The sequence below is a fragment of the Martinezella sp. CNPSo 3795 genome, from assembly GCF_057784475.1.
In genome coordinates this window covers 131,714-156,274 of the sequence record NZ_JBXSOQ010000001.1, presented here as the reverse complement: position 1 = coordinate 156,274, position 24,561 = coordinate 131,714, and the positions used below count along the sequence as shown (strand labels likewise).

At 59.2% G+C, this 24,561-nt stretch carries 24 protein-coding genes; 8 read left to right on the top strand and 16 right to left on the bottom strand.

From position 1 onward, the window contains the following. Positions 1-122: 122 nt before the first annotated feature. From AC13QY_RS00765 to AC13QY_RS00755, 3 genes are read left to right on the top strand one after another with little or no spacing between them, the layout of a single operon-like run. Entirely contained in the window at positions 123-2,285 is a 2,163-nt protein-coding gene (locus AC13QY_RS00765) for a GumC family protein (RefSeq protein ID WP_113350829.1), read from the top strand. 26 nt (positions 2,286-2,311) lie between these two features. Continuing rightward, positions 2,312-3,415, top strand: a complete 1,104-nt coding sequence (locus AC13QY_RS00760) for a glycoside hydrolase family 5 protein (protein ID WP_233788555.1) — start codon at positions 2,312-2,314, stop codon at positions 3,413-3,415. Between the two features lie 59 nt (positions 3,416-3,474). Next, entirely contained in the window at positions 3,475-5,028 is a 1,554-nt protein-coding gene (locus AC13QY_RS00755; protein WP_113350831.1) for a hypothetical protein, read from the top strand. Positions 5,029-5,099: 71 nt separating this feature from the next. Here the strand turns inward: AC13QY_RS00755 and AC13QY_RS00750 are convergent, their stop codons facing one another. The 3 genes from AC13QY_RS00750 to AC13QY_RS00740 all read right to left on the bottom strand — a co-directional run bounded on the left by AC13QY_RS00750 (position 5,100) and on the right by AC13QY_RS00740 (position 8,157). After that, positions 5,100-5,984, bottom strand: coding sequence for a GNAT family N-acetyltransferase (locus AC13QY_RS00750; protein ID WP_233788554.1), 885 nt, complete (start codon positions 5,982-5,984; stop codon positions 5,100-5,102). A 107-nt stretch (positions 5,985-6,091) separates the two neighbouring features. After that, the gene (locus tag AC13QY_RS00745; RefSeq protein ID WP_113350832.1) at positions 6,092-7,351 is read right to left on the bottom strand and encodes an FAD-dependent oxidoreductase; all 1,260 of its coding nucleotides are present in this window, start codon (positions 7,349-7,351) and stop codon (positions 6,092-6,094) included. Then, positions 7,348-8,157, bottom strand: coding sequence for a WecB/TagA/CpsF family glycosyltransferase (locus AC13QY_RS00740; protein ID WP_113350833.1), 810 nt, complete (start codon positions 8,155-8,157; stop codon positions 7,348-7,350). Before AC13QY_RS00740 ends, AC13QY_RS00745 begins: the two co-directional genes overlap by 4 nt. A 634-nt stretch (positions 8,158-8,791) precedes the next feature. On the opposite strand from AC13QY_RS00740, the gene AC13QY_RS00735 reads away from it, so the two are divergent. Beyond that, on the top strand, positions 8,792-9,283 hold the full coding sequence (locus AC13QY_RS00735; RefSeq protein ID WP_113351058.1) for a MarR family winged helix-turn-helix transcriptional regulator: 492 nt from the start codon (positions 8,792-8,794) through the stop codon (positions 9,281-9,283). Continuing rightward, a complete protein-coding gene (locus tag AC13QY_RS00730) occupies positions 9,283-9,966 on the top strand; it encodes a GNAT family N-acetyltransferase (RefSeq protein WP_113351059.1) in 684 nt (227 codons plus the stop codon). Before AC13QY_RS00735 ends, AC13QY_RS00730 begins: the two co-directional genes overlap by 1 nt. A 25-nt stretch (positions 9,967-9,991) precedes the next feature. Here AC13QY_RS00730 and AC13QY_RS00725 read toward each other — a convergent pair whose 3' ends face one another. After that, positions 9,992-10,618: a LysE family translocator gene (locus tag AC13QY_RS00725; protein ID WP_173004604.1), complete on the bottom strand. Its 627-nt coding sequence runs from the start codon at positions 10,616-10,618 to the stop codon at positions 9,992-9,994. A gap of 316 nt (positions 10,619-10,934) precedes the next feature. Here AC13QY_RS00725 and greA point away from each other — a divergent pair, with 316 nt between their 5' ends. Further along, positions 10,935-11,417 (top strand): transcription elongation factor GreA, encoded by a 483-nt coding sequence (gene greA, locus AC13QY_RS00720; protein WP_113351061.1) that lies wholly within the window; start codon positions 10,935-10,937, stop codon positions 11,415-11,417. Positions 11,418-11,463: 46 nt separating this feature from the next. Here the strand turns inward: greA and AC13QY_RS00715 are convergent, their stop codons facing one another. Continuing rightward, positions 11,464-12,483 (bottom strand): LacI family DNA-binding transcriptional regulator, encoded by a 1,020-nt coding sequence (locus AC13QY_RS00715; RefSeq protein ID WP_113351062.1) that lies wholly within the window; start codon positions 12,481-12,483, stop codon positions 11,464-11,466. A 107-nt stretch (positions 12,484-12,590) separates the two neighbouring features. On the opposite strand from AC13QY_RS00715, the gene AC13QY_RS00710 reads away from it, so the two are divergent. Then, positions 12,591-13,784, top strand: a complete 1,194-nt coding sequence (locus tag AC13QY_RS00710; protein ID WP_113350834.1) for a phytanoyl-CoA dioxygenase family protein — start codon at positions 12,591-12,593, stop codon at positions 13,782-13,784. Between the two features lie 6 nt (positions 13,785-13,790). Beyond that, positions 13,791-14,600 (top strand): SDR family oxidoreductase, encoded by an 810-nt coding sequence (locus AC13QY_RS00705; RefSeq protein ID WP_113350835.1) that lies wholly within the window; start codon positions 13,791-13,793, stop codon positions 14,598-14,600. Positions 14,601-14,688: 88 nt separating this feature from the next. Here the strand turns inward: AC13QY_RS00705 and AC13QY_RS00700 are convergent, their stop codons facing one another. The 11 genes from AC13QY_RS00700 to AC13QY_RS00650 all read right to left on the bottom strand — a co-directional run bounded on the left by AC13QY_RS00700 (position 14,689) and on the right by AC13QY_RS00650 (position 24,347). Next, positions 14,689-15,843: an alpha-D-ribose 1-methylphosphonate 5-triphosphate diphosphatase gene (locus AC13QY_RS00700; RefSeq protein ID WP_113350836.1), complete on the bottom strand. Its 1,155-nt coding sequence runs from the start codon at positions 15,841-15,843 to the stop codon at positions 14,689-14,691. Continuing rightward, complete coding sequence (locus tag AC13QY_RS00695) at positions 15,830-16,576, bottom strand: phosphonate C-P lyase system protein PhnL (protein ID WP_113350837.1); 747 nt, start codon at positions 16,574-16,576, stop codon at positions 15,830-15,832. Before AC13QY_RS00695 ends, AC13QY_RS00700 begins: the two co-directional genes overlap by 14 nt. 13 nt (positions 16,577-16,589) lie before the next feature. Beyond that, the gene (locus AC13QY_RS00690) at positions 16,590-17,417 is read right to left on the bottom strand and encodes an ATP-binding cassette domain-containing protein (RefSeq protein WP_113350838.1); all 828 of its coding nucleotides are present in this window, start codon (positions 17,415-17,417) and stop codon (positions 16,590-16,592) included. Next, positions 17,417-18,328, bottom strand: coding sequence for an alpha-D-ribose 1-methylphosphonate 5-phosphate C-P-lyase PhnJ (locus tag AC13QY_RS00685; protein ID WP_113329363.1), 912 nt, complete (start codon positions 18,326-18,328; stop codon positions 17,417-17,419). The genes AC13QY_RS00690 and AC13QY_RS00685 overlap by 1 nt, the downstream gene beginning before the upstream one ends. Further along, positions 18,325-19,419 carry a carbon-phosphorus lyase complex subunit PhnI gene (locus tag AC13QY_RS00680; RefSeq protein ID WP_113350839.1) on the bottom strand — a complete coding sequence of 365 codons (1,095 nt, stop codon included), beginning with the start codon at positions 19,417-19,419 and terminating at the stop codon, positions 18,325-18,327. The genes AC13QY_RS00685 and AC13QY_RS00680 overlap by 4 nt, the downstream gene beginning before the upstream one ends. Next, positions 19,419-19,964: a phosphonate C-P lyase system protein PhnH gene (gene phnH / locus AC13QY_RS00675; protein ID WP_113350840.1), complete on the bottom strand. Its 546-nt coding sequence runs from the start codon at positions 19,962-19,964 to the stop codon at positions 19,419-19,421. The genes AC13QY_RS00680 and phnH overlap by 1 nt, the downstream gene beginning before the upstream one ends. 2 nt (positions 19,965-19,966) lie before the next feature. Continuing rightward, entirely contained in the window at positions 19,967-20,425 is a 459-nt protein-coding gene (locus AC13QY_RS00670) for a phosphonate C-P lyase system protein PhnG (RefSeq protein ID WP_113350841.1), read from the bottom strand. Between the two features lie 135 nt (positions 20,426-20,560). Then, positions 20,561-21,361: a PfkB family carbohydrate kinase gene (locus AC13QY_RS00665; RefSeq protein WP_186450327.1), complete on the bottom strand. Its 801-nt coding sequence runs from the start codon at positions 21,359-21,361 to the stop codon at positions 20,561-20,563. Between the two features lie 8 nt (positions 21,362-21,369). Next, positions 21,370-22,209 carry a carbohydrate ABC transporter permease gene (locus AC13QY_RS00660; RefSeq protein WP_233788647.1) on the bottom strand — a complete coding sequence of 280 codons (840 nt, stop codon included), beginning with the start codon at positions 22,207-22,209 and terminating at the stop codon, positions 21,370-21,372. Then, positions 22,206-23,090 carry a carbohydrate ABC transporter permease gene (locus AC13QY_RS00655; RefSeq protein ID WP_113350843.1) on the bottom strand — a complete coding sequence of 295 codons (885 nt, stop codon included), beginning with the start codon at positions 23,088-23,090 and terminating at the stop codon, positions 22,206-22,208. The genes AC13QY_RS00660 and AC13QY_RS00655 overlap by 4 nt, the downstream gene beginning before the upstream one ends. A 9-nt stretch (positions 23,091-23,099) precedes the next feature. Further along, positions 23,100-24,347 (bottom strand): extracellular solute-binding protein, encoded by a 1,248-nt coding sequence (locus tag AC13QY_RS00650; RefSeq protein WP_113329358.1) that lies wholly within the window; start codon positions 24,345-24,347, stop codon positions 23,100-23,102. Positions 24,348-24,561 lie beyond the last annotated feature (214 nt).

Sequence of the window (24,561 nt, the reverse complement as noted above, 5' to 3'; positions counted from 1 at the left end):
CGATGTCTCAAGTCGATCACACGCTCTGGTGTAAATTCAACGGATGATTAACATTATTCACTAATACTGAATTTAGTGATGTGCGATGAGCCGGAGACCCGCGGCCCGCGGAGAGGAACAGGATGAAGCCGTTTAACATTGACGAGCGCTCGCTTCCGCCGCTGTTCGATGTCGGTGCCGTGTGGACCATCCTTTGGCAGCGCTGGCTGATCGTGTTGACGTGCACCGTTGCCGTGCTTCTACTGACGCTGGCTTACCTTGCCGTGGCAAAGCCGAGCTATACCGCGACAGCTTCCGTCATGATCGATCCGCGTGATCCGCGCGCGACGAATCTCAACAATGTCCTGCCCGGCATCGGCAGCGATAGCGCGGCCATCGCAAGCCAGGTGTTCGTCATTGAATCGCGTGACCTTCTGATGAAGGTTTTTGAGAGCGAGAACATCGAGAACGACCCTGAATTTTCGGCAGGCGGCCTCCTGTCGCGTATTGGTCTCGCTTCACATCCCACGAAGGATTCGATCTTCAAGAATTTCCAACGCGCCGTCACCGTAGAGCGTGCCGGGCTTACCTATGTCATCGATGTCAGTTTCGCATCCCGCTATTCCGACAAGGCGGCGCGGATCGCCAACGCCATCGTCAATCGTTATAGGGCCGGTCTGTCGGGTGAGCGGGAGACTGCAAACAGCGATGTGAATTCCCTGCTTGCGAGCCGGATCGGCAATCTTCAGAAGAACGTCAGCGATGCCGAGCAGGAGGTCGGAGATTTCAAGGTCTCGCATCAGATCCTCGATGCTTCCGCGGGCGGCACGCTGCAATCTCAGATCGACAAGCTTACGGATCAGCTGATCGGAGCACGAAGTGAGGCCGATCAGGCCAAGGATAAATATGCTCAGGCAGTCGCCGCAGGCACCTCGCCGGCCGGACTTGCCAAGCTTTCGGAAATCCTTTCCTCCGAAGCCACGGTTAAACTCCGCGAGAACTACAATCAACGGGCCGCCGATCTCGCCAATTACGAGGCCATGTATCAGCCGCGTCATCCGATCGTTAAAAGATTGCGATCCGAGTTGGACAGGATGCAGGGTCTTATGGCCGTCGAGGCGCAGCGGATTACTCGGGAATTGAAGGCAATGTCCGACCTCGCTGGACAGAACGTCGCAGCACTCCAGGCAAAGCTCGATGATCTCCGCCAGAAGCTGGATAGTTCGAATGCTGCGCAGGTGCAGTTGCGGCAGCTGGAGGCGAAGACGAAAGCGGCACGCACGGTCCTCGACGATTTCCTGAAACGCGCCGAGGAAACATCGCAGATGCAGGGCCTGCAGCTGCAGGAGGCCCGGGTGATCAGCGCCGCCGCTCCGCCGGTACAGCCGACCTGGCCGAAGCCGCTGCTCCTGTTGCCGGTCAGCGCCGCGCTCGGTCTTATCATCGGCTGCGGTCTTGCCCTGGTGCGCGGACCCAAACATCAGCCGGAACAGGATCCGACAGGCCCCATAAGACGTAGCCTCCTTGACGTCGAGCCCCACAAAGACCTTTCGTCGGAAATCGCAAAGACGGAGCCGGCGCCGGTCCATCTTGGTGAATATCGGCTTCCGGGCGTTGCCGGCATCGGTGCCTATCTCAGCATCCGCGCGATGCGAAGACGCTTTTTCCAGGCCGGAAACGAAGCTTTTTCGCGGGATGTGCTGCAGCTCATGCGGCGCATCATTCTGCATCTGAGAGAGCATCCGAAGCCCTATGTGCTGCTGGTCTCCTCGCTGCACACGCCGCTGGCGGCGAGACTTGCGGGTGCTATGGTCGGCCTTGGCCTCCAACAGGCCGAACAGAATGTGCTCGTCGTCGAGTTCGGAGACCTGCCTGGCTTGGGAGCGCCGGCGCGCAGCGGTAACAGCGTCTTCATCAGCGGGGCGAGCGGCCTGCGGACCGTCGTGTACAACAGGCCCGTGGCCGAGAATTCGGAACCGTGGGTGCGCCTTGGCCTCGATGATATATTGACCACCGCCGGCTCGTTCGACTTCGTGCTTCTGATGGGGCCTTCCATCGTCGATGACAATTGGGATCCAGCGCTTTTCGCTGAAGCGGATCTCATGCTTTTTGCGCTCAACCCTGCCGAGGAAGCGGCGGAAATCGCCAATATGCTTCGTCAACGGCTCGACGCCGATCAGATTGGGCGCAGCGCCACGCTGACAATTGCGCCGGAGAACATCGATACGCGCCGTAGCCAGATGGTGCGACCCATCCGCTCGACTGACGATGGAGGGCAGGGTGATCGAGTCTCTGCAAGGGGATGAACGAGGGACGCGGCTCGCGATCGACGATGATATCACGCCGAAGCGCTCTCAAGCTGGCAGGCGGCTCCATTCTGGCTGCTCTCCCGGCTGCCGGCGCGGCGCGTGCGGCGGCCAGGCCCATCGTACCCTCGCGTGGCATCAATCTGCCCGGATGGTTCGATAACAGCGATGGAGTAGCGCCCAGCGAGCCGGTCCTCGAAAAGCTTCGCCAAGCGGGATTCGAGACGATCCGCTTGCCGATCAATGGCGATCTCTTGACGGCAACTGATGCGGCCGCGCTCCGTCGCATCGAGGCCGGCGTGACCGACCTTAATCGGCTGGGTTTTTCCATCCTTGTGGACATGCATCCCTCTGAAAGTCTGCACAAGGCTCTTCGTCAAGATTTCGAGGCCGGCTCGCAAAGGGCGGCCGCAGCCTGGATGGCGTTAAGCAGCGTTGTCGCGAACCTCCCGGATGATAAGGTCTATCCGGAGCTCTTGAATGAGCCGCCCATGCGGAGTGACGCGTGGCTGCAACTGCGGGATAGGCTTGCCGAGGTCGTACGATCCAAATGCCCGAGCCATACGCTGATCTGGGGGCCATCGCCCTCTCAGGGCATCTGGGAAATAGGCGAGACGCCGCCGCTCGCCGACGATAACCAGATCGCCGCCATTCATTTCTATGCGCCCACGGCCTTCACTCATCAATGCGAGACGTGGGATGCGTCTCCGCTTGCGCGGATTTCGAATTTGCCTTTTCCGGCTACCATCGAAACGCCTCTCGTGCAGGAGAGCATCGGCAAGCTGCGCGCCAACGGGGATGAGCAGGCCGCAAACCTCATTGAGGAGCAATTGGCGACGCCCTGGACAGAAGCGGCGATCGCTTCCGAATTTGTGAGGCTGAGGCGCTGGTCCGAGACGCATGACTGCCCTGTCATGATGAATGAGTTCGGCGTGCTCAACTTCTGTGTCGATGCCGAAAGCCGCAAATTCTGGGTTCGGGCCGTGCGGCAAGCGGCAGAGGCCAATCAGGTCGGCTGGGCCTATTGGGAGCTCGATCAGGGTTTTGGCATCATCGAGAGCCGGCGCAGCGCCGAAGGTTTTGACGTCGGCATGATCGCGGCACTTCTGGATGGCCGTGGCGGAGGCTGAAATGCTGAGGAATATGGCAGTGAGGAACGACAACTGATGCGGACGAATGGAGTTTGGCGATGAGCATTACGGGACATCGCGCCGGCTTCGCGGCGGGAGGCGTTAGTTCGCTGCGCTCAGATGCGGTCTTCCACCTCTGCATCGCCATTCTCGCGGTCATTGCTTCCGTTTCAGCCTTCGCCGTCTGGACGCCTTTTGGGGTTGCCGCGACATTCGCATTGACGCTCGTCCTGTCTGTTGCTCAGCCCGGCTGCATCCCGATCGTCATTGCCTGCTCCTTTCTCTACCAGAACCTCGTGGTCGCCTGGTTCACGCCTTTCGTGCCGGATCACAATACGTTCGATGCGCTGCGCGGCGCCAATTTCGTCATTCTCATGACTGCGTTTGGCGCCTTCATTATGGCCTCTTTCCAATACCGCGTGCGGGCTCTGACGGAATTGCGGCCTTGGCTGATGTTCAGCTTCATGCTGTGCGGCATCGTTTGTTTCTATCTAGCGCTTGGGGCTGTTCACGGCGGACCGAAGGATGCCGTTATCTATTTCCGCAATACGATCACGCCGCTTGCATGCTTCCACATCGCAATTCTGGCAGCCAGTCTCTATCCAATTGATCTGCGCAAGGGCATCTTTTGGCTCTGCGCCATTGCCATCATATACGGCTATCTGGAACAGATCTTTCGGATGGATTTCCTGAGCCTGTTTCACGGCGATCTCTATATTCATCGTGGCCTGAAGGCTCAGATCGAGGCCGGTGTATGGGAAAAGAAGCTGCGAGAGACTGGCTTCGTGCTTCGCGGCATCGAAGACACGATGATGACGACCTTCTTCAACATCAAGCTGTTCAGTGACCTGTTTCCGCCGATCTTCCGCAATGGCGGCCCGAACTTTCACCCCATCAGCTACGCCTACGGCTTGAGCATCATGTCTGCCTGGCTCCTCTTCAGAGGCCGTTGGCTGCTGCCGATTGCTGCCCTGCCACTATTGCTTGTCATAGGCTCGAAAGGAGCGACGTTCATGTTGCTGGTGGCGATCGGTGCCCGGCTGATCTATCATCCATCGCGCGCGGAACTGACGCTTCTTGCCGTCATCGCGCTTGCCGTCGTCTGGACGGCCGCCGCTATCCTCTTCGGCGCCACCCATGGCGATTACCATGTTCTCGGCCTGATCGCGGGCGTTCGCGAATTCCTGCACAATCCGTTCGGACAGGGCCTCGGCATCGGCGGCAATCTTTCGAGTACGAGCCTCAATCTGGATTGGGACCGGGCACAGGATGAAGGCGTTGCCTCCGTGCCCGTCGAAAGCGCGGTCGGCGTCATGCTCTATCAGATGGGTGTGGGCAGCTTTGTCTTCTTCGGCTTTCTTGCCGCGCTGGCCCTATCGGCGCGCAAGCAGCTGATTGCTACCGGCGATCCGGATTTTCTCTTCGCTTTCGTCGCGGTCGTCACGATCGCGTCCAATGCCGTATTGCAGGAGGAGGCATTCTTCTCTCCGCTTGCGCTCGGCTTCTGCCTCCTGCTTGTTGGTGTTTCTTTTGGAACGCGCTGGCGCTCGCTCGGCATTTCGCGAAGAACGGTCAGCCAGTCGGGCGAACACATGCCATCGCCCTCGCCGTAATGCGGTTAATCTTCAATCGGACTGAGCCAGCGGTAAACTCCAAAAAGCCGCCGACAGCTCATTATCAGGGATCAGGAGCCGAAGATGACGAGTTCCGTGAATGTCAGGTCACCAAGCGATGGCGGTTTCGGACCTTTGAAATATTTCGTCCCGCTTCCGGCGAAATAACGCCCGATGAGACCGGGCACCGGCCCGTTCGCATCGACGACGCAGAGAAATATGCCTTTTCGCAGAAGATGGCGCCCGAGCGCGCCGGCGCACCGGCTAAGCTCCTCAGGGATGCGGCTGTAAATCACCTGGGCACTTGGAACGATGCCGTGGAAGATACGGCGTGTCTTGAACACGAAGGGAAAGGCTTCGTCACCGGCGACACAAATGAACGACAGGCATTCCAGTGCCGCATGCTGGAGAAGGATCTCCCTATCGCCTTCCGAGAGCATCGACATTTCCGGAAGATCGGAGCGGGCTTCAAGCACACGATAAGTCCGCCTCACAGCACTCAGCATCGGCAGAAAGGCGAGCTGCCCGTCCGCATAACGGCGAAAGCCGAGCGCTTCATTGACCTTTATAGTCCCTGGTGCCGGAGAAACGTTGATGAAGGTGACGTTCTTTCGTCTGAGCGCCGCAATCACCATCTTGCCGGCGAAAGCGCGATATTCGGGATCGACAGACCAGCTCGACAAATTGCAGCGGAGCTCTTCTCCTTCCAATCCCTCGTGCCGAAAATAAAGCGCCAGCAGAACACCGACAATGCGTCCGGACATATCCAGAACGAAGCCGTATTTCGGCAGGTCGGGCACGAAAGGCCGCTTTTCCATGCGCGCGACAGCGCGCTCCCAATAGCTTCGATCGCGCGTCGGAAAATTTCTGCGAAGACAATCGATGATGCCATCCCAATCGCTCTCTTCGATTGGTCGGCAAGTAAGTCCAGGAGGAAATGCGCCTAAAACTGCCATGATCAACTCCGTAATATTATCGATATAGGATTGCGTTTTTCACATGTTGGAAACATGCACTATTTGTGAATGTTTCCCGAGACCGCATTTCGCACTTGCGAGCCTGGCTATGCCATCGGTTCCGAGTTCAGTGCAGCGGATCGCAGTGCAGACTTGGCGCGTATCGCCTTCGCCTTCAGCTGATGAAGCTTTGTTGCAAGAGCGGGGCTTATGTTTTCGATGCCGTATAGGATGCGCCGCCGCGTGAAATGGAACTGGCGGCGCAGATGCCACCCGACATCGGTCTTCGCCGTCAGATTGAAGTGGTGATCGGCCATTTGCACCGAACTGATGTCCATATCAAGCTTTTCTGGGTCGTCATAATAAGCGGCGATCTTGGTGTGATCGATGGCAGTTTCTGTCATCCATTGCGGGATATATGTGCAGCATAGACGCTCTACATCGGTCAGAAGCCGGCTGACGCCGAGTCCGCTTGCCGGACAGGAGGTCAGATAGGCATCTCCGATCAGCACGACGCCATCCTGCCGGCAATTGTCGGCAGCTGTTATATCGGTCAACCAGCTATCGACGCGGCTGCTGATTTCAAAATCGCCAAAGGTATCGACAAGTGACGGGAAGGCGGCCGTGAGCATCCCTTTCGGATCGTCATGCAGCGACTTGACCCATGGATCTCGCGGGTCTCGGAACAGAAAGAGATTGGCTCGTGTCGTTCCAGGGACCGGAAATAGATTGAGATGGGCGATTCCGTCGCCGTCGCCATGATAGGTCAGGGCCGTATGGCGAAATCTATTGGATCGCAGCGGACGAATGTTGAAGCCGAATGCCAGCGGGCGTCTATCGCTAATCTGTCGGTGCAGAATCCCGAGATCCCGGCGCAGGGTATCGCCCATGCCCGTCGCGACCACCAGCAATCGCGTGGTGATTTCGTCCTGACCAAGGATCGATATCCGTTGGTGCGCTGCTCCGATCCGCAAAGCGCGGACCTGGCCGACGACGAAATTCACCGTTTCAGGCAGCGCGCTCCGCATCGCCATGACGAGCCTGTTGTAGAAAAATCCATAGTGCTGGCCGTATGTCCGGTCCACCACGCGCCCCTTGTGCATGTTGACGATTTCATCGAAGGGTACGGCGGCAGTCGACAGAGGTGCAAATAGCTGAAGTCGCTGAAGTTTTTCGATCGCCTCGCCGGCTATTCTTTCAACGCGGAATTCCTGGGGAAAGACGCGATGACGATCGATGAGTGTCACCCGATATCCCGCTCGGCCGAGCAGGCAGGCTGCTAGCGTGCCGGAAAGCCCGCCGCCGACAATGGCTATGTCTGTGTCCGTTTCGCTCGTCGGCAGTTCGGAATATCGCCTATTCATCATTTCGAATACCTCAGGATCGCATAGATGGCGTAGGGGTTGGTGGTCAGGTAGCGCCAGAACAGGCGGCGAGGTTCCATCAGCATCCGCCAGAACCATTCGAAACCGGCTCTCTGGATCCAGATGGGCGCCCTCTTCGTTCTCTCCGCCAGATGGTCGAAGAGGCCGCCTGATGTCTTGATGATGCCGACATTGGCAAGTCGCGCGGCGAAATCGTGCACGAAAATCTGCTCGCGCGGCACGCCAAGGCCGATCCACAATATGTCGGGGGCGAGTGTGTTGATCTCGTCAAGCTTCCGTTCCAGGGCTTCTCCGGCAAGGTAGCCGTGGCAATGGCCCACGATGCGTAAGCCGGGATAGCGGGTTTGCACGGCGGCGACGGCTTCGCGGTTTGCCGTCTCGGTCGCTCCCAGGAGATAGAAGCTTATGCCTTCCCTTTCGGCCAGTTTGGCGACATCGTGAAAGAGATCCGTTGTTGCCACGCGCTCGGGAAGCTGCACCCTGCAGAGTAAGCGTGAAGCCATCACGAGGGGTTGACCGTCGGCCAAGATCTGATCCGCCTGCTGGAAGAGTTTGGCGATATTGGCATCGGCATGAACGCGTGCGACGACCTCGCCATTGGCTGACGTAAAATAATAGGGCCGGCTGTCGCGGCGGCGTCTGCGCGCGACATCGATCATGAAGGAAGCAGCATTGCGTCGATTGACGACAGTGATGGGCAACCCGCCGATCAACACGCTTGGAAGCGTGGGCGGATAGTCTTGCGCAGGAATGGCGGCTCCATGTTCAGGCGCGTCTGCCGGCTGCATTTGGCTCTCCTGATTTAAGATCTGCTCTTCGGAAACAAGATGCGCACCAGTAGCGTCCGACCCGTTGTGGCCGGGTTTTTGAACGCCATTCTTGGTTGAGTAAGCTCTTCCTGAATATCTTTGAGAGTCTGTACCAATATCTTGCACAACCATTACCTCCGCTTGCGTAATGGTTAGCTAATATGAGTTGGAAAGTTAAGGCGTTTATTAGTATTCAGTTAATATGTAAATTTCTAAATAAATAATATGCGCATAAACTGAACTTAATGTGAAGTTAAATCTCTCGTCACACAACGAGTATTTCAGAAGTATTTCAATATGTTAATTAGTTGCTGAATAATCCCGTTCGCGTGGGACATCGGAAGTATCGCAGCGGCTAGCTCATAGACGGAGGAGCGCGTCAGCTATTCCTCTCCCTTGAAGGGTTATGTCGCGCGTTCCAGATTCAAACAGTGTACGACCTTAGCGTTAGTCTGCCTTCGAATGGCAGCGATGTGTAAAGGCCGGGACTGCTCGATGAGTACAATCATTGAGATCGTATATCCGTATCCTCTAAGTGACCGCCAGCGGGCTTGATTGCAATTGAATAACACATTATATAACAATTTATGTAAATGGAGGAATGGGGGTCGATTTGACTGAAGATATTGTGAGGGCGATGGGGTTCCTCTGTCTTGGCAGCCGGTTTCGCCGGATCGGCGAGCGTCTGCAGGCCGATACGCAGCAGATCATGGAGGAGCTGGACGTTTCTTTGCAGTCCGCCCAATTTCCGTTTCTCGCCGCCATCGATCGCGCCGGGCCGCTGACGATCGGCGAACTTGCCCAGGCCGTCGGCATCACTCAGCCGGGCGCGACACGCACTGTCTCGCAGCTTCTGGAAGCGGGCTATGTCGACATGCAGGCCTCGATCGAAGACCAGCGCCGCCGTCTGATCTCGCTGACTTCCAGGGGGCAGGAGCTCGTCGACTATTCGAAAAAATTCGTCTGGCCGCGCATAGAACAGGCGGTCCGAGAGCTCTGCGGTGACCTTTCAGGGCCGCTATTGCAACAACTCGCCGCGATCGAGGACGGACTTGCGGAAGCTCCGCTCAGGCGACGCGGCACCCTCAGCAAGGAGCAGCAATGATGAGCCATATTCTCGATCGTCCGATTTGGAGTGCTCTTGAAACTGCCCATGCATCACTGGCGGAGGGCAATGCGCTTGCCCGCCGCTATCCACCGTCCATCGTGCCCTTTGCGGCGTCCGCGGACAATTCGCCCGAAAGTCTCGAGGCCCTGGCGAGGCTGCCTTCGGGAGAGGAGGTCATGGCGATCGTCGAGGCGGAGCCAATCATCGTTCCTGAAGGGTTGGTGACCCTTTCCAGTGCCAGGCTCGTGCAGATGATGGCGGAGCGCCCTTCCGAGCGAGTCTCGGACGGTCGGGTCGTGCCGCTGACGGAGGCCGATGCTGCGGATATGCTAGCGCTTGCTACGCTGACGAAGCCAGGCCCCTTCACCTTGCAGGCCCAAAGCCTCGGCTCCTTCTGGGGCGTGAAGATCGATGGGCGCCTTGTCGCCATGGCAGGTCAGCGCATGCGCCAGACAGGATTTGCCGAACTTAGCGGCCTCTGCACTCATCCCGATTTTCAGGGGCGCGGCCTCGGCACCTTGCTCTTCCGTTTCGTGGCTGGTGAAATCGCGGCCCGCGGCGAGACTGCCTATCTGCATGCTTATACCACAAACACGCCGGCCATCGCTCTATACGAAGCGATGGGCTTCCGCATCCGTTCGGAGATGAATTTCAGCGTCGTCAAACGGCAGCAGGTTTGATTTTCCTTTGTTGCCGTAAAGGCGGTCACTGCTGTTGCAGCGCGAGCCTCAGGCCCAATGCCATATAGATTGTGCCGATGACCTTTCCCTGCCATCGGCCGATGGTGCGGTTGCGCCGCAGCCAGCCATCAATCGAGCCGGCACCGACCGCCAGAAGCGAGGTCACGCCGATGCTGAGGGTCACGAAAATGGCTCCCAGAAGCGCGAATTGCGCAATGACGGATCCGCTTTCCGGATGGATGAACTGCGGCAGGAAGGCCAGGAAGAAAAGCGCAGTCTTCGGGTTGAGTATCTCCGTGAAGAAACCCTGCCGGAATGCGCGCATGGGGGTAATAGCCTGCGCAGTCGGCAGATCGATGCTGCCGCTTTTCTCGATAAAAGCCTTGAAACCCAGATAGATCAGATAGATGACGCCGGCATATTTGACGATCTCGAAGGCCAGCGCGGATGTGGCCAGCAATGCCGACAATCCGAAGGTCGCCATCATCGTATGGAAGAGATCGCCGGCGGCTATTCCAACGCCCGTTGCCAATCCCACGCGCTTGCCGCCACTGACTGCCCTGGCGAGCGTGAGTAACGTGGCAGGTCCTGGAATGACCATCAGACCAAGCACCACCAATATATAAGTCGTCAATACACCGAGGCTGATCATCGATCTCTCTAAAGTTGAGTGCCGTTTCAAAGTCCCCGCGACATGGAACTTTGTATCCGCCGTTGTTAGCTGGCTTGAAGACTAGTCGTTTTAGAGATCGTTGCAACGAACATGTTGGCGATGTCCGCTGGCGGGAACCCGGCCTCTTCGGTGATCTCGGCTTTCTATCGGCTGTTCTATTCCTCCAGCATTGCCATCTGGTCTATAGTACGGGGTCGATTTGCTTCCTGTGGTTAAAGACAGGTCGTCGAAATTGTTCATGGAAAAAGATCCCGACGGGATTTCAAGGTTTAGCGCTTCGCAATGGAGTTTGAAATTGAGCACTGCGTTCATGAAGGAAGAAAGCGCTGAAACGGCCGCCGAAACCGTGTTGCCCGACCGGCCGATTTCTCCGCATCCGAACCGCGTCACCGAGGCGGGACTGAAGGCTCTGGAATTGCAGCTTCAGGATGCGCGCAAAGCCTACGAAGCAGCAAGCGCGATCGAGGATATCAACGAACGCCGGCGGCAGACAGCTATTCCATTGCGCGATGCGCGCTATTTCGCGGAAAGGGTCCGAACCGCCGAAGTCATGCCGGCGCCGGCCTCGTCCGAGGTCGTCGTTTTCGGAAGCACGGTCACCTACAGCCGTGAGGATGGCCGCGTGCAAAAATATCGCATCGTCGGGGAGGACGAGGCCGATCCCAAGGCGGGATCGATTTCCTACGTCTCGCCCGTCGCAAGATTGCTGATGGGAAAGACGGTTGGCGATATCCTGACCCTTGGCAAGGAGGAGCTGGAGATCACGGCGATCGAATAGCGGTCTTTCCGCGCGCCCTCTTTCTGCGCACGCCTGCGGTTTTCGATCAATGCGCCGGTTCGAACGGCGTTGCGATCGCGACCCTCGATGGTGCCACCTGAAAATCTGCCGGCAGCATCCGGTGATAGGCGAGCATGAGCTGACAGGCGCTACGGGCGTCATGGCGCAGATCGTGGTGAATGACGAGAGTGATCTCGCCGGCGGCGAGCAGCCCGATATTATCTTGATCGAGATCGTGGGCTGCAAAGACCGTGCATTCGCGCCGGGCCTCGGTAAAGGCTTTCAGGATGGCACGATTGCCGCCGCCAGCGGAGTAGACCGCGCGGATGTCCGGCTCGCGTTCCAACGCATCGCGGACGAGCAGTTCCGTCGTGCGGTCGACGCCGAACCCTTCGGAAATTCGAACGACCGAAAGATGGGGGAATCGCTCCGCAAGAGTATCGCGAAATCCGCGCTCACGCTCGTCCTCGCCGGTAAAAAGGCTGCTCGAGAGCGTCACCAACACTTTGCCCGCTCGTTCGCCGGCCATGCGGCCGAGCAGATAGGCGGCGGTCGCCCCAGCCATACGATTGTCCATGCCGACGTAGCCGATACGGGAATTTTCAGGCAGGTCAGTCACCAGCGTAACAACCGGGATCCTTGCTGCCATGAGTTGGGCAGCGAAATCGGCAATGGCCGGCGTTGACGCGGCCTTGAGCACCACACCGTGGCTGCCGCGCCGGCGTATGGCGCGCAGGATGGATAAAAGCTCGGCCTCGCTCATCGTCTCGGCCACATGAAAGCGCGCGAAAAATGATGCGGGCCGCATGCCGGGCAATTCCGCCTCGAAGGCTTCGCGGACGGCCGACGAGAAGCGCTGCGGCGTATCCATGACGACATCGATGACGAGCCGCCGCCCTGCTAAGCCCGATTGCACATATTGCCGCTCCAGCTCGGCAATCGCGGCTGCAACCCGCGTGCGGGTCACAGCACGGACGCCCTCGCGTTCATGCATGACACGATCGACGGTCGCGAGGCTGAGCCCAGCCTGTAGCGCAATATCTTTCAAGGGAAAGCGCGATTTCACGGTCACTCTTTCTGAGGTGTTTTTGAGGTGTTTTCCGTCTTTCTCATAGGCCGGTGCGGGACTACGATCAACCTCATAGTCCAACGTCATTTTGGGAGGAGAACACCATGGACGCTCAGACGCTCGCCAGCCGGCGCAGCCGGAAGGTCTGGCTTTCGGCCGATTGCGGCAATTTCGATACTTTCAAAGGCCTGGTGGAAAAGACCGCCGATCCGGCCGACTGGCCATTGGCGGCGGGGATCGAGAAAAACATCCTCATCTATGATGGCGACAAGGTTCGCAGCGCCGCCGAGGATGAAGACGAACGTCGCGCCCTGATGGCCGAGTGGGTGGAAGCCTTTACCTCAGGCCCAGGCGTCGTCGTCATCAAGAACGCCATGCCGGATACGGCGGTTGTCGATCGCGCAACCACCGTATTCGAAGCCATCGTCCGCGAGGAGAAAGAGAAGGGCAAGGGCGCCGGCGATCATTTTGCCAAACCCGGCGCCAACGACCGCATCTGGAACGCACTGGAAAAGCATTGCCTGGCGGACCCGGAGAATTTTGCTCGCTATTACGCCTCGACGGCGGTCGCCATGGTGTCGGAGGCCTGGCTCGGCGTCGGCTATCAGATGACCGCGCAGATGAACCGGGTCAATCCGGGCGGCACTGCGCAGAAGCCGCACCGCGACTATCACCTCGGCTTCATGTCGCCGCAGCAGATGCAGGCCTATCCGGGCCACATCCATGCCGTTTCGCCGCTGTTGACGCTGCAGGGCGCGGTCGCGCATTGCGATATGCCGCTCGAAAGCGGGCCGACGCTGTTCCTACCCTATTCGCAGACCTTCTTCGAAGGCTATATCGCCTTCGGCCGGCCGGAATTTCAGGCCTATTTCGCCGAACATTACGTGCAATTACCGCTGAAGAAGGGCGATGCCGTCTTCTTCAATCCGGCAGTCATGCATGGGGCCGGCGACAATGTCTCAAAAGACATCTACCGCATGGCCAACCTCCTGCAGGTGTCCTCGGCCTTCGGGCGGGCGATGGAGAGCGTCAACCGCAGCCGCATGTCTGTCGCAGTCTATCCGGCGCTGGTCGCCGCTCTCGATGCCGGTGCGCTGAGCCGCGCAGAAGCTGCGAACGTGATCGCATCGACGGCAGAGGGCTATGCCTTCCCGACCAATCTCGACAGCGATCCGCCCGTTGGCGGTTTGGCACCGAAAACGCAAGCGGCCATCATGGCGGAGGCGATCAATGCCGGGACGGATGCGAAGCGATTTGCCGAACTCATCGCCGCCCATGCCGCACGCAGGGAGGCTTGAGATCGTATGAGCCGACTGGATGGAAAATTCGCCGTCGTGACCGGCGGCACGCAAGGCTTAGGCGCGGAAGTTGCCCGGCTGTTTGCCGAACGCGGCGCCGCCGGCCTGACGATCTGTGGCCGCAGCACCGCCAAGGGCGAGGCCAAGGCGCGTGAGATAAGTGACCGCTATAAAATACCGGTCGCTTTCGTTTCAGCCGATCTCGGTAAGGTGGACGATTGCCGCAAGGTCATCGCGACCGCCGTGGAAAAATTCGGCCGCATCGATGCGCTCGTCAATGTCGCCGCCATCACCGATCGCGGCACCATTCTCGATACCGATCCGGATCTGTTCGATCGGATGTTCGCCGTCAACGTGCGTGCCCCGTTCTTCCTGATGCAGGACGCGATCAAGAACATGATCGCCAACGGCATCGAAGGCACGATCGTCAATATCTCTTCGATGTCGGCGATGGCCGGGCAGCCTTTCATCAGCGCCTATTGCTCTTCCAAAGGCGCGCTCGATACGCTGACCCGAAATACGGCCTTCGGGTTGCTCAGGAACCGCATCAGGGTCAACGCGCTCAATATCGGCTGGATGTCGAGCGATGGCGAGGATCGCATCCAGCGCGAATATCACGGTGCCGCCGAAGACTGGCTGGAAAAGGCCGCCGCCGAACAGCCGTTCGGCCGGCTGGTCGATCCGGCCGAGGTCGCACGCGCCGTCGCCTTCCTATCATCGGACGAATCCGGTCTGATGACCGGCGCCACGATCAATTTCGATCAATCGATCTGGGGCGCCTATGAGAGCTCGCCGCATCCGGAGAAAGCGATGTAAGCCACGCGGATTGGCGGGAGGGAAATACCCTTCCGCCAATGGGCAGGTTGCGTGCTGGCGCGAAATGCCAACAGGCATCCTCAGTGCCTCAAAAGCTCTTAATGGTTCCGTCCGACCAGACCATCTTGCCGCCGCGGATCGTGCCGCGCACCCGCGGTATCCGGCCGCGTTCTGCGATGACCAGATCGGCGCGCAATCCTTCGGCGATGCGGCCGCGATCATTCAGGCCCAGCGCCCTTGCAGGGTTGGCGCTTGCCAGCGCAACGGAGGCGGGAAGGCCGCCCTTACCGATTTCCGCGAGCGCGATCACGGCCGGCAGAATGGCCGACGGATGATAGTCGCTCGCAAGGATATCGAGTACGCCGGCTTCATAGGCTTCTCGTGCGGAAAGATTGCCGGAATAGGAAAGGCCGCGCAGCGCATTCGGCGCGCCCATGGCCGTCGCCAATCCCAGCCGCCTTGCTTCGGTGGCCGTCGCAATATTGATCGGAAACTCGCTGATTGCCGCGCCGAGGCTGTGTAGCAGCACTGCCTTCTCGATGGTGTCGTCATCATGAGATGCAAGGACGACGCCATGTTCGCGCGCCAGTTCCGCCAAGCCGTTGATGATGTCCATGCTGTCGCCATGCTCGGAGCGGGCCGCCATGCGCTGTTTCACGAGTTCTGCCGCCTGTGCTTCGCTGATCTTCTTGGCCTTTGCCGTGTTGGCGATATGCAGCTCGATATCGCGATATTGTCCCTGGCCCGGCGTGTGATCCATCAGCGAAATCAGGTGCAGTGCGCCGGCATCGATTAGGGTCTTTGCCTCTTTCAGCGCAGGCAGGAAGGTCACCTCGAAGCGGCCATGGACGCGGTGGTCGATCAAAAGCTCTTCGCGCATCGATGCAAGCTTTTCGATCATGGCGTGGGTATGCTCGATGGAGCGGATATGGCCGTAAGTTGCCGGTGTGAAGGCGACCGCAGCATAGGCTGTCGTCACGCCGTTGGCGGCGAGCATCTTGTCGAGGTCGTAGACGCCGAGTTCGAGCGGCATGCGGACATTGACGCGCGGCTCCACACATTTTTCGATCATATCGCCATGCATGTCGACAAAACCGGGCAATAGAAACCGGCCGTGGCCGTCTATTTCAGCCCCGTCGACAGGCCGCTCGCTGATTTCAGCGATCAGCCCATCTTCGATCCTGATGGCACCGCGCTCTATCACGCGATCCTGCAATATAATTTCGAAATTACTCAGCCACATCGTCTTGCTCGTCCTCGATCTTGATGGCTTCCAGATGAAGTTCCCGGTCGATCAATGCCCTTACATCTTCGGGATGGTGAAAGACACCGATCATTGCAACACCGGACGTTTTGAGCTGCGCCAATCTTTCGACCAGCGCCTTGCGGGCGGCATGATCGAGCGATGCGGTTGGCTCGTCGAGCAGCAGCAGACGCTGCGGCAGGATGAGCGCGCGAGCCAGATTGACCTTCTGTTGCTCGCCACCGGAGAAGGTCGAAGGATAAGCCGACCAGAGCTGCTTCTTGACGCCGAAGGCATCGAGCCAACGCCGCGCCTCGGCCAAGGCTTCGGAATGCGACGTGCCGGCAAGCCTCAGCGGCTCGGCCACGATCTCTTCGGCGGCAACGCGCGGGCGAGCATTGAGGAACTGCGTGACGAAGCCAATTTCTCGGCGGCGCAGCACGGCAATGTCGACATCGGCGGCTGTCGCGAGATCTATGATCCCTTCCTGCGTGTGATAATAGACGTGGCCGGCCCGCGGCAGGTAGGAGCGATAGAGCGTGCGCAGCAACGTCGATTTGCCGGCGCCGTTCTCGCCCTTCAGCAGAATGAATTCGCCTGTGTGAAGGTCGAAATCGATATTCTCGAAGGCAAACAGCGTGCGCTTGAGATGGTGCATTTCGAATTGCTTCGAAAGGCCCTGGACGCGCAGCACCGGGGGGGTGGTTTGCCGGGCGGAAACCTGAATGTTCATCTCTCGCGTTTCCTCAAAGCTTGGCGTGAACGAGCTGCTGCGTATAGGCGTGCTGCGGATCCTGGAAGATCTGGTCGGCCAGACCCTGTTCCACAACCTTGCCGCGTCGCATGACCATAACCCGGTCTGCCATCGTGCGTATGACGCCGAGATCGTGCGAGACCAGAACCATGGTGATCGAACGCTCGCGCTGCAACCGCTTCAGCGTATCGAGGACCAGCGCCTGAACGCTGACGTCGAGGCCGGTCGTCGGCTCGTCGAGCAGCAGGACGGCCGGCTCGAGCGCGATTGCCTTGGCGAGCTGCACGCGCTGCTGCATGCCGCCCGAAAGCTCGTTCGGTCGGGCATCCATGCGTTCGATCGGAAATTCCGACGCGTCGAGCGATTGGCGCGCCCGTTCGCGCAGCTCGGCAAAATTGCGATTGCCTGAAATCAGCAGGCGTTCGGCGACGTTGCCGCTGCTCGTGTGGTTCATCAGCAAGCCGAGATGCGGGTTCTGATAGACGATGCCGATGTGATGCGCCCGCAGCATTCGCCGCTCGAAGCGGTCGAGCGTAAAGAGGTCGCGGCTCTCGTGCCCGGGAAGAGCAAGATTATAGGTGCCTGTGTCGGGCGTATCCTCAAGGTTCATCATCCTCAGAAGCGTCGACTTGCCGGAGCCGGATTCGCCGACAATGCCGAGCACTTCGCCCGGATAAACAGTCACATCGACGCCGCCGAGCGCGGTGACGTCGCCATAGTTGCGCGCAATGCCGCGCATGGTCAGGATAGGCTCGGCCAGCATCAGCCGCGGCGGCTGGCGGGTCAGCTCTGCCGTTTGAGTGGGGTCAAGCGCGGCCATCAGTCCATCCTTCCATTCTTGTACCAGGTCTCGCCGATCTCGACCGCTTCCGCTTCCGACTTGCGGATGTGCTTCACGCCGAAATGGCTGTCGGACAATTCGTATTGCGAGGAACCGTCTTCCTGCGGAAGCTCGTTCATGAAGAAGCCGGTGACATTGCTGCGGTAGCAGGTTTTGTCCTGGTGATCTTCGACGCGGTACGGCACGTCATCGAAAACGAGCGGCTCGACGCGCGTATAGGGCGGCACGGCGAAGATGCGCTTCTCGCGGCCAGCGGATAGGATTGTCAGGTGGTCGGCCTGATTGAGCTTGGGCACGTCCCAGCGCGGGATCGGCGATGGCGTCATCACATGCCGGCCGTTGACCATGCTCGGATAGCTCGACCCTTGCATGATCCGTCCCGATTTGACGAGCTGTTCGTAGAGCACCAGCCACAGCTGCCCATAATCGGCATCCCCATGCATTTCGCGGGCGACGGACATATCCGGCTGAACAGGGCGCAGTGGTTCGGGGTTCGGAACCTGCAGCACCAGGACCTGATCCTCGCGCAGCTTTTCCTCCGGAATGCGGTGGCGGGACTGGATGATGGTTGCGGCCATCGTGTCTTCCGTCTCGACGGCACCACCGACCCGCGCCACGAACTTGCGGATGCTGCTCGCATTCACTGAATCGTCTGATCCCTGGTCGATAACTTTGACGACGGATGTGGGCTTGAGCAGCGTCAGCGTCACCTGCAGTCCGCCGGTTCCCCAGCCGCGGGCGATCGGCACTTCGCGGCTCGCATAGGGCACCTGGTAGCCGGGAACGGCAATCGCCTTCAGGATGCGGCGGCGCATTTCGCGCTTGGCGGATTCATCGAGGAAACCGTAGTTGAAGGCCATCCAGGGCTTGGTCAATTCCTGAAGTTTCATAGCGCAGCCTCCTCCTGTTGCGGGGCGAGCTTTTCTGTCACGGCTGGCTTTGCGGCGGCAGCGTCCTCGTCCGTCTTGACGCGGCGCAGCGCGTCGAGGGTCGATTGGAACGTAACGTAATGCGGAAGCTTGAAGTGAATGCAGAAGCCGGAGCTTTCGACCGGCTCGGTGTGATAGAGTACGAATTCCTCATTGGCAGCCGGGTGCGGGTCGGGCTGGTTGGAGGCAAGGTCGAGCGTTGCCGCCGCGATCACCTTTACCTCGTTCCAGCCAAAGGTCGCCGAAAAGCCCAGCTGCAATTCCTTCGCCTTGGAAATGACTTCGGTCTGGCTCACACGAACGCGGCCGGCGCTGAAGATTGTACCCGAGGGATGGCGCAGGCGAACTGGCGCATAGGTCAGACGCAGCTCGTTGACGGTCGGATGCACAGCGCTGTAGCCGCGCATGGTGGCATAGCCGAGCGCCAGCGTGCCGCCGGTGTCGGCGCGGGCCAAGCTCTGGAGTTTGTGGGCGCGCGCTGCCGGGAACAGCAGCGGCTCGCGCGTCAGATCGGGGATTTCCTCAGGCGCGACGGTTTCGACCGGATGGTCCGGAATAAGCCCTTGCGCTTTCTGCCAGCTGGTGAGCGACGGTTGCGTCGCCGGCGCCGGCTTGGCAGCCGGGATCACCGGTTCCGGGACATAATCATTGCCCTGCAACACGTCGACCTGAAGCAGGCGGTGGGAGTAGTCCAGCGTCGGCCCCAATATCTGGCCGCCTGGAATATCCTTGAAGGCGGCTGAGATGCGGCGGACCGTCAGAAGATCCGGCTGATTGACGGGTTCGGCGACGGCGATGCGTGGCTGCGTCGTGCGGTAGGCGCGCAGCAGCAGGATCGCTTCGTAGAGATCGCCGCCGGCCTGGGCGAGCGCCAGCGCCGCAAGGTCTGGCTCATAAAGCGAGGCTTCGCCCATCAGCCGGTCGATGAGATAGGGGAGGCCGTTTCGAACCGCCTCGACGCGCTCGCGCGTGATCGGGCCGAGATCGGCGCGGAAAAGCCGTTCCGCCTGCTCGATGGCATATTCGCCGCCGCGGGTTGCTACATAGGCCATCAGAGCACCTCGATTGTCGTGGAACGGGGAATACCAAGCAGGCGTCTTCCATCGATGAGATAGAGATCCCAGCCGAGCGGATAACGGATTGCTTTGGTGCGCATGTGCCAGAAGGCACGATCGATACCGTCGATCTCGATCGTCACGCTGTCCTTAATGCCGGGGCCGGTAAGACGCAGTCTCTGTCCGGAACCAAATCGCGCGGGCGCAAACAGCGTTGCAGCATCATCGGGATACAGTAGGCTGCCGATGCGCAATGTCGACAAGGCTTCGACAGCTTCGGAGGAGCCGATAGCAGTAAAGACATAATCCGCATCGGCAAGCGGCATTCGTCTCGCACCGGTTGAGGTCATCTTTAGGTCCAGCGCCGGATCGCTTGTCACATGGAAGCTGCATTCGCGATCGAGCAGGCTTTCGGCGAGCGGCCAGAAGCCTTCAGCGGGTAGTTCACGCGGATGACCGGGTCGGCTCAGCGCCCACATGAGTTCTTCGAAGGTGGCGTTGGTGCGGGTATCGTCGAGGGTGGGCAGGAGATTGTTGGCCATGGTCAGAATGTCTCCATCTGCACGCGGGTCGCCTCGACTTTTTGTAGGAGCTGCCGGTCTTCCTCTTCCTGATGGCGCCGTTCGGCATTCAGGAGCTCAAGGATGAGAGCGGCCTGATGATTGGCAGCGATCGCTGCGTCGATCACAGCCATTCCCATGGCGTGTTCGAGATCCCGGCCGACCAGTGCGCCATAGCCTTCCACGGCGCGATCCGGCACGCGGATATGCGCTTCGGACACCAGAACTTCGCCGAGATGGAAGGCGGTGCTGCGAACGGTATCGATCAGCGGCAGCATGGCAAGACCGGTACGGTTCACGACGACATCGACCTCGCCGAGGGTGTCGAGCACCTTTTCGGCCGCAGCCTTGATGTGCGCCGGGCGGCTTGCGGCGAGAATGTCCAGAGCCTGCGCATGCGTATAGGATGCGTTGACCGGGTTACCAGTCTTCTCCTCAGTCATCATCTTTTCCTCGGGCATCAGGATTTGTTCGGGGAATGGGCTCTAAAATATTCGAATGATTACTATAGTCATTCGAATGAATTGTCTATGGCATTTTGTCTTGCTCGAAGAGATTTTCGGAGTGCCGCGAATTCCCTAGGCGCTGCGCCGGCGCAGCCATTCCGCCGTGATGCGGCTTGCTTCCCGTGCAGCGGCCGCCGGTGCCTGCCCCTGCAGCAAGGCGAACAGAAAAGAACCGGCGAAACGGTCGCCGGCACCAATGGTATCGGTCGTGTCGACCTTTGTAGCCGGTTCGACTTCTACCGCCTGCAAGCCGTCAAACAGCGTAATCGGGCGCGTGCCGTCGGTGAGCACGAGCATCTTCAGGCGCGAACCGGCGATTTGGCCGGCCCTCTGCCAGGCGAGATTGAGATCATCCGGAACATCGTCGCGCGAGGAGATGACATAGTCCGCCGGTCGCGGCGTTGCCGGCCGCAGCGGAAATTGCGAGAGGACGAGCGGCTGCGCGCTAATCTGTTCGACGAGGCTTTCGTCGAGCGCGAGGGCATTGATATAGACGCCTGCACCCGACAGTTTGCCGGCTGCCGTCAGCTGCTGAGATCGCCCGGTCGGTGCGAGGATCGTCCGCTCTCCACTCGGCTCAAGGAAAATTTCCAGCGGTGCCGTCTTTCCAGGCGCCATCATGATGTAGTCGGTATGGAAGCCGGCCGAGGAAAGGGATCGCAATGCGGTTTGCCCTTGTTCGTCCTGCATCAGCCTCGAAACGATCGCGACGTCCGCTCCCAATTCCAGCAATTGCAGGCCTGTATAGAATGCGCCGCCGCCAAGGCGGGTCGTGCGGGACGAAAATTGTATGCGTCCGCCCGGAACCAGCGGTGCATCCAGCTGCCATATGCGATCGTGGTTTACCGATCCGATTACGATTACTCGGGGCATGCATCCGCCTATCTGTCATCAATGCCTGGTGCCAGCGCATCGACGATGAAACGCTGCGCCAGCAGGAAGATCAAGAGAACGGGGACGATCGACAACAGACTTGTTGCCATCAGCGGTCCCCAGGCCCGCTCTGCACCCTCCAAATCGGCGAAGGCGGCAATGCCCGTCGTCAGCGTCTTCTTGAAGGCATCATCGAGTACAAGCTGACCCCAGAGATAGATGTTCCAGGCCCCCATGAAGGAAATCACCGAAAGGGCGGATATTGCCGGAATGACATTGGGGATGCCGATCTCGATGAATTGCCGCCACAATCCGCTTCCATCCATGCGTGCCGCCTCGAATATCGAAGCGGGAAGCGACCGGAAAGCCTGCCGCATGTAGAAGACATAGAAGCCGATATAGGGGATCGATGGGATGATCATCGCGCCATAGGTGTTGAAGGCCTGGAGTTTCACCACGGCGATATAGGTCGGAATGATCGCCAGCACGTTTGGAAAGGACATGGTGGCGATAACGAACCAGAACAGCGGCTGCCTCCCCTTGAATTCGAGTCGCCCGAAGGCAAAGCCGGCCGGCACGGAGAGAGCGAGCTTTCCGGCGGTGATCAGGGTGGCGGTCAGCATGGAATTCCAAAGCCACATCCAGATCGGATGACGGCTTGCGGCGATGGCGAAATTCGAAAGCGTCGGATTTTCCGGCCAGAAACGCACGGCTCTCGCCATGATCATGTCGTTTGGCGTGAAGGCCGCCGTCACCATCCAGACGAGCGGAAACACGGTGACGATGCAGATTGCCATGAGCACGACATGGAGCAGCAACCTGTGAAGCTTGTGACCGATATCGCTCATCTGTAGTGCACCCGCTTCTCGCTGACGCGGAACTGCAGCCAGGTGATGGCGAGCACGAGAACGATGATGATGACGGCAACGGCGCTTGCCGGCCCGAACTGGAAGAACAACAGACCCTGCTGCCACAGGAAATAGAGAAGGCTCGAGCTTCTGCCCGCCGGTCCGCCATGGGTCAGCACATCGATGACGCCGACAATGTCGTCAAGCACATGGAAGAAGGTCGTGACGCTGATGAAAAAGGCCGTCGGCGTCATCAGCGGCAGGCTTATGTCGAAGAAATGCCGCGTCGAACCTGCACCGTCGAGCTCAGACGCCTCACGCAGCTGATGCGGCAGGTTCGCGAGCGCTGCCAGCCACAAAAGCATGTTGAGGCCGAAGGTCTTCCAGAAGGTGACGAGGCTGACACAGAGGAGCGCAAGGTTCGGATCCGTGTGCCAGCGCGACGGCGGAAAGCCGAAATGGCCGAGCACCTCGTTGAAGAGACCGTTGACTGGATTGAAAAGCCAGGACCAGGCAACGCCTGCCACTGAATAGGCGACGATCGTCGGCAGGAACAGGCTGCCGCGATAGAGCCCTTGCAGCGGATTCTTGCGCACCGAATGCAGCATGACCGCAAAGATCAGTGGGATGACGATCTCGGCCGGGATGAGGACGGTGCAGTAAAGCAGCGTATTCCAGGCCGCCATGCGGAAATCTGGATTGTCGAAGATGGACGCGTAGTTATCGACGCCGACAAAGCGGATGTCTGCCGACAGCAGATTCCAGTCGACCACCGATAACAACATCGACGCTATCAGCGGGCCATAGAGGAATATCGCCACGGAAAAAACGGCTGGCCCCACGAAGAGGTAGGGGGCCAGCGATCGAAGACGAAATGGCATGATGCGAACCTATGCCGAAATCAGCCCAGCAAGCTCGTCATGAGCACCCTTGATACCGTCGGCAACCGTCGTTTCCTTGAGCAGCATACGCGAGACCCACTTGCGCCACACGGCCTGTCCTTCGAGGCCGCGCTTGCCGGGCCAGATCGTCTCTGCGGTCAGGCCATCGCCGAGCTGAGCCGCCGCCGGCTTCATGAACTCGTTGATGAGCGGAATGTCGTGCGTCGAGGTGTTGAGGTAGCCGGTCTGAGACCAAAGCGTCTGGCCTTCCTTCGATGCGCAGAATTCGAGGAAGGCTAGAGCGGCCTCCGCCTGTTCCTTGTTACGCGTGTAAATGGCAAGGAAATTGCCGCCGCTGTTCATCTTGCGCTGATGTCCCGGAAGCCCCGGGAATTTGGTCGTGACAGCCTTTGCCGCACCGAAGGGGAAGGTGACGGCGGCGGTCGAGCTGGTTGTGCAAATCGCAAGTGCGCCGGACTGAAACGCGGCCGTCTGCTCCTTGTCGCTGACGGGAAGCCAAAGCCCTTCATGGGCCGGGGCGCAATATTCGGTCATGCCGGCGATGGCTTCCGCGCTGTTTAGGGCCAACTTGCCATCGGGATCGATGATGAAGCCGCCGGCATTCTGGATGAAGGACTGGCTCGTCCATTCGTTGTTGGAGAGGGAGATCGGTGAGCGATAGGTCGGATGCTTGCCTTTCAGGGCCGCATCGAGCTTGCGGGCGCCTTCGTAGAGCCACTTGGTATCAGGCGTTTCCGGCAGATTGGGATCGAGGCCGGCAGCCTTCCACATGTCGCTGTTGATATAGGTTATCGGCGTTGACATCGCCCAGGGAAGACCGATGACGGCGCCGTCGATGCTGACCAGTGGTAGGACCGACGGGCGGAAATTGGCGAGGATTGCCTCTGCCTTTGCGGAATTGATCTCGCGAAGGTCGCGGGCGCCGAGCGTGCGCTTGGCGAAATAGCCGAACTTCCAGCCGGTGATCATCATGGCCGGCGGACGGCCAGCGGCGACGCTCGCGACCGCCTTGGCGGTCACGGCCTCATAGTCGCCGTCGAAACGGTTGGTAACGGTTATGCCGAGCTGCTTAGCATTGAAAGCGTCGACAACCTTCTGGAACGGCTTGTCGGAGCCCCAGGTGCTCGAAATCTCGATAGCCGCGTCGGCGGACCGGGCCTTGCCGGTCATAGCGATTGATGTGCCGATGACTGCGGTCGTGCCCGCGATAAATTGACGACGATCAAGTCTTACCATCTTATCCTCAATATCCGAATGATTAATAAAACATTCGGATATTTACCTAACGATGGCGAGTGACACCCATATGAAGGAAAGCGTGGCTAAGCGCTAAAGCTCGAGGGTAAAATTGACTTTGGCTGCTGTTTGTTGGATTTCCGATATCGGGCACAGATTGAAAATCGATGCTGTAGCCGATATATGACATTCGAATGACATGGTTGAATTCGGA

Coding starts and splice junctions, on each gene's coding strand:
- AC13QY_RS00745 (WP_113350832.1), bottom strand. CDS start 7,351: ATGATGAATAGGCGATATTCCGAACTGCCGACGAGCGAAACGGACACA.
- AC13QY_RS00750 (WP_233788554.1), bottom strand. CDS start 5,984: ATGGCAGTTTTAGGCGCATTTCCTCCTGGACTTACTTGCCGACCAATC.
- AC13QY_RS00700 (WP_113350836.1), bottom strand. CDS start 15,843: ATGTGGCTGAGTAATTTCGAAATTATATTGCAGGATCGCGTGATAGAG.
- AC13QY_RS00740 (WP_113350833.1), bottom strand. CDS start 8,157: ATGCAGCCGGCAGACGCGCCTGAACATGGAGCCGCCATTCCTGCGCAA.
- AC13QY_RS00685 (WP_113329363.1), bottom strand. CDS start 18,328: ATGAAACTTCAGGAATTGACCAAGCCCTGGATGGCCTTCAACTACGGT.
- AC13QY_RS00765 (WP_113350829.1), top strand. CDS start 123: ATGAAGCCGTTTAACATTGACGAGCGCTCGCTTCCGCCGCTGTTCGAT.
- AC13QY_RS00710 (WP_113350834.1), top strand. CDS start 12,591: ATGGACGCTCAGACGCTCGCCAGCCGGCGCAGCCGGAAGGTCTGGCTT.
- AC13QY_RS00730 (WP_113351059.1), top strand. CDS start 9,283: ATGAGCCATATTCTCGATCGTCCGATTTGGAGTGCTCTTGAAACTGCC.
- AC13QY_RS00665 (WP_186450327.1), bottom strand. CDS start 21,361: ATGCCCCGAGTAATCGTAATCGGATCGGTAAACCACGATCGCATATGG.
- AC13QY_RS00725 (WP_173004604.1), bottom strand. CDS start 10,618: ATGATCAGCCTCGGTGTATTGACGACTTATATATTGGTGGTGCTTGGT.
- AC13QY_RS00690 (WP_113350838.1), bottom strand. CDS start 17,417: ATGGCCGCGCTTGACCCCACTCAAACGGCAGAGCTGACCCGCCAGCCG.
- AC13QY_RS00705 (WP_113350835.1), top strand. CDS start 13,791: ATGAGCCGACTGGATGGAAAATTCGCCGTCGTGACCGGCGGCACGCAA.
- AC13QY_RS00760 (WP_233788555.1), top strand. CDS start 2,312: ATGATATCACGCCGAAGCGCTCTCAAGCTGGCAGGCGGCTCCATTCTG.
- AC13QY_RS00650 (WP_113329358.1), bottom strand. CDS start 24,347: ATGGTAAGACTTGATCGTCGTCAATTTATCGCGGGCACGACCGCAGTC.
- AC13QY_RS00655 (WP_113350843.1), bottom strand. CDS start 23,090: ATGCCATTTCGTCTTCGATCGCTGGCCCCCTACCTCTTCGTGGGGCCA.
- AC13QY_RS00755 (WP_113350831.1), top strand. CDS start 3,475: ATGAGCATTACGGGACATCGCGCCGGCTTCGCGGCGGGAGGCGTTAGT.
- AC13QY_RS00660 (WP_233788647.1), bottom strand. CDS start 22,209: ATGAGCGATATCGGTCACAAGCTTCACAGGTTGCTGCTCCATGTCGTG.
- AC13QY_RS00670 (WP_113350841.1), bottom strand. CDS start 20,425: ATGACTGAGGAGAAGACTGGTAACCCGGTCAACGCATCCTATACGCAT.
- AC13QY_RS00680 (WP_113350839.1), bottom strand. CDS start 19,419: ATGGCCTATGTAGCAACCCGCGGCGGCGAATATGCCATCGAGCAGGCG.
- phnH (WP_113350840.1), bottom strand. CDS start 19,964: ATGGCCAACAATCTCCTGCCCACCCTCGACGATACCCGCACCAACGCC.
- AC13QY_RS00695 (WP_113350837.1), bottom strand. CDS start 16,576: ATGAACATTCAGGTTTCCGCCCGGCAAACCACCCCCCCGGTGCTGCGC.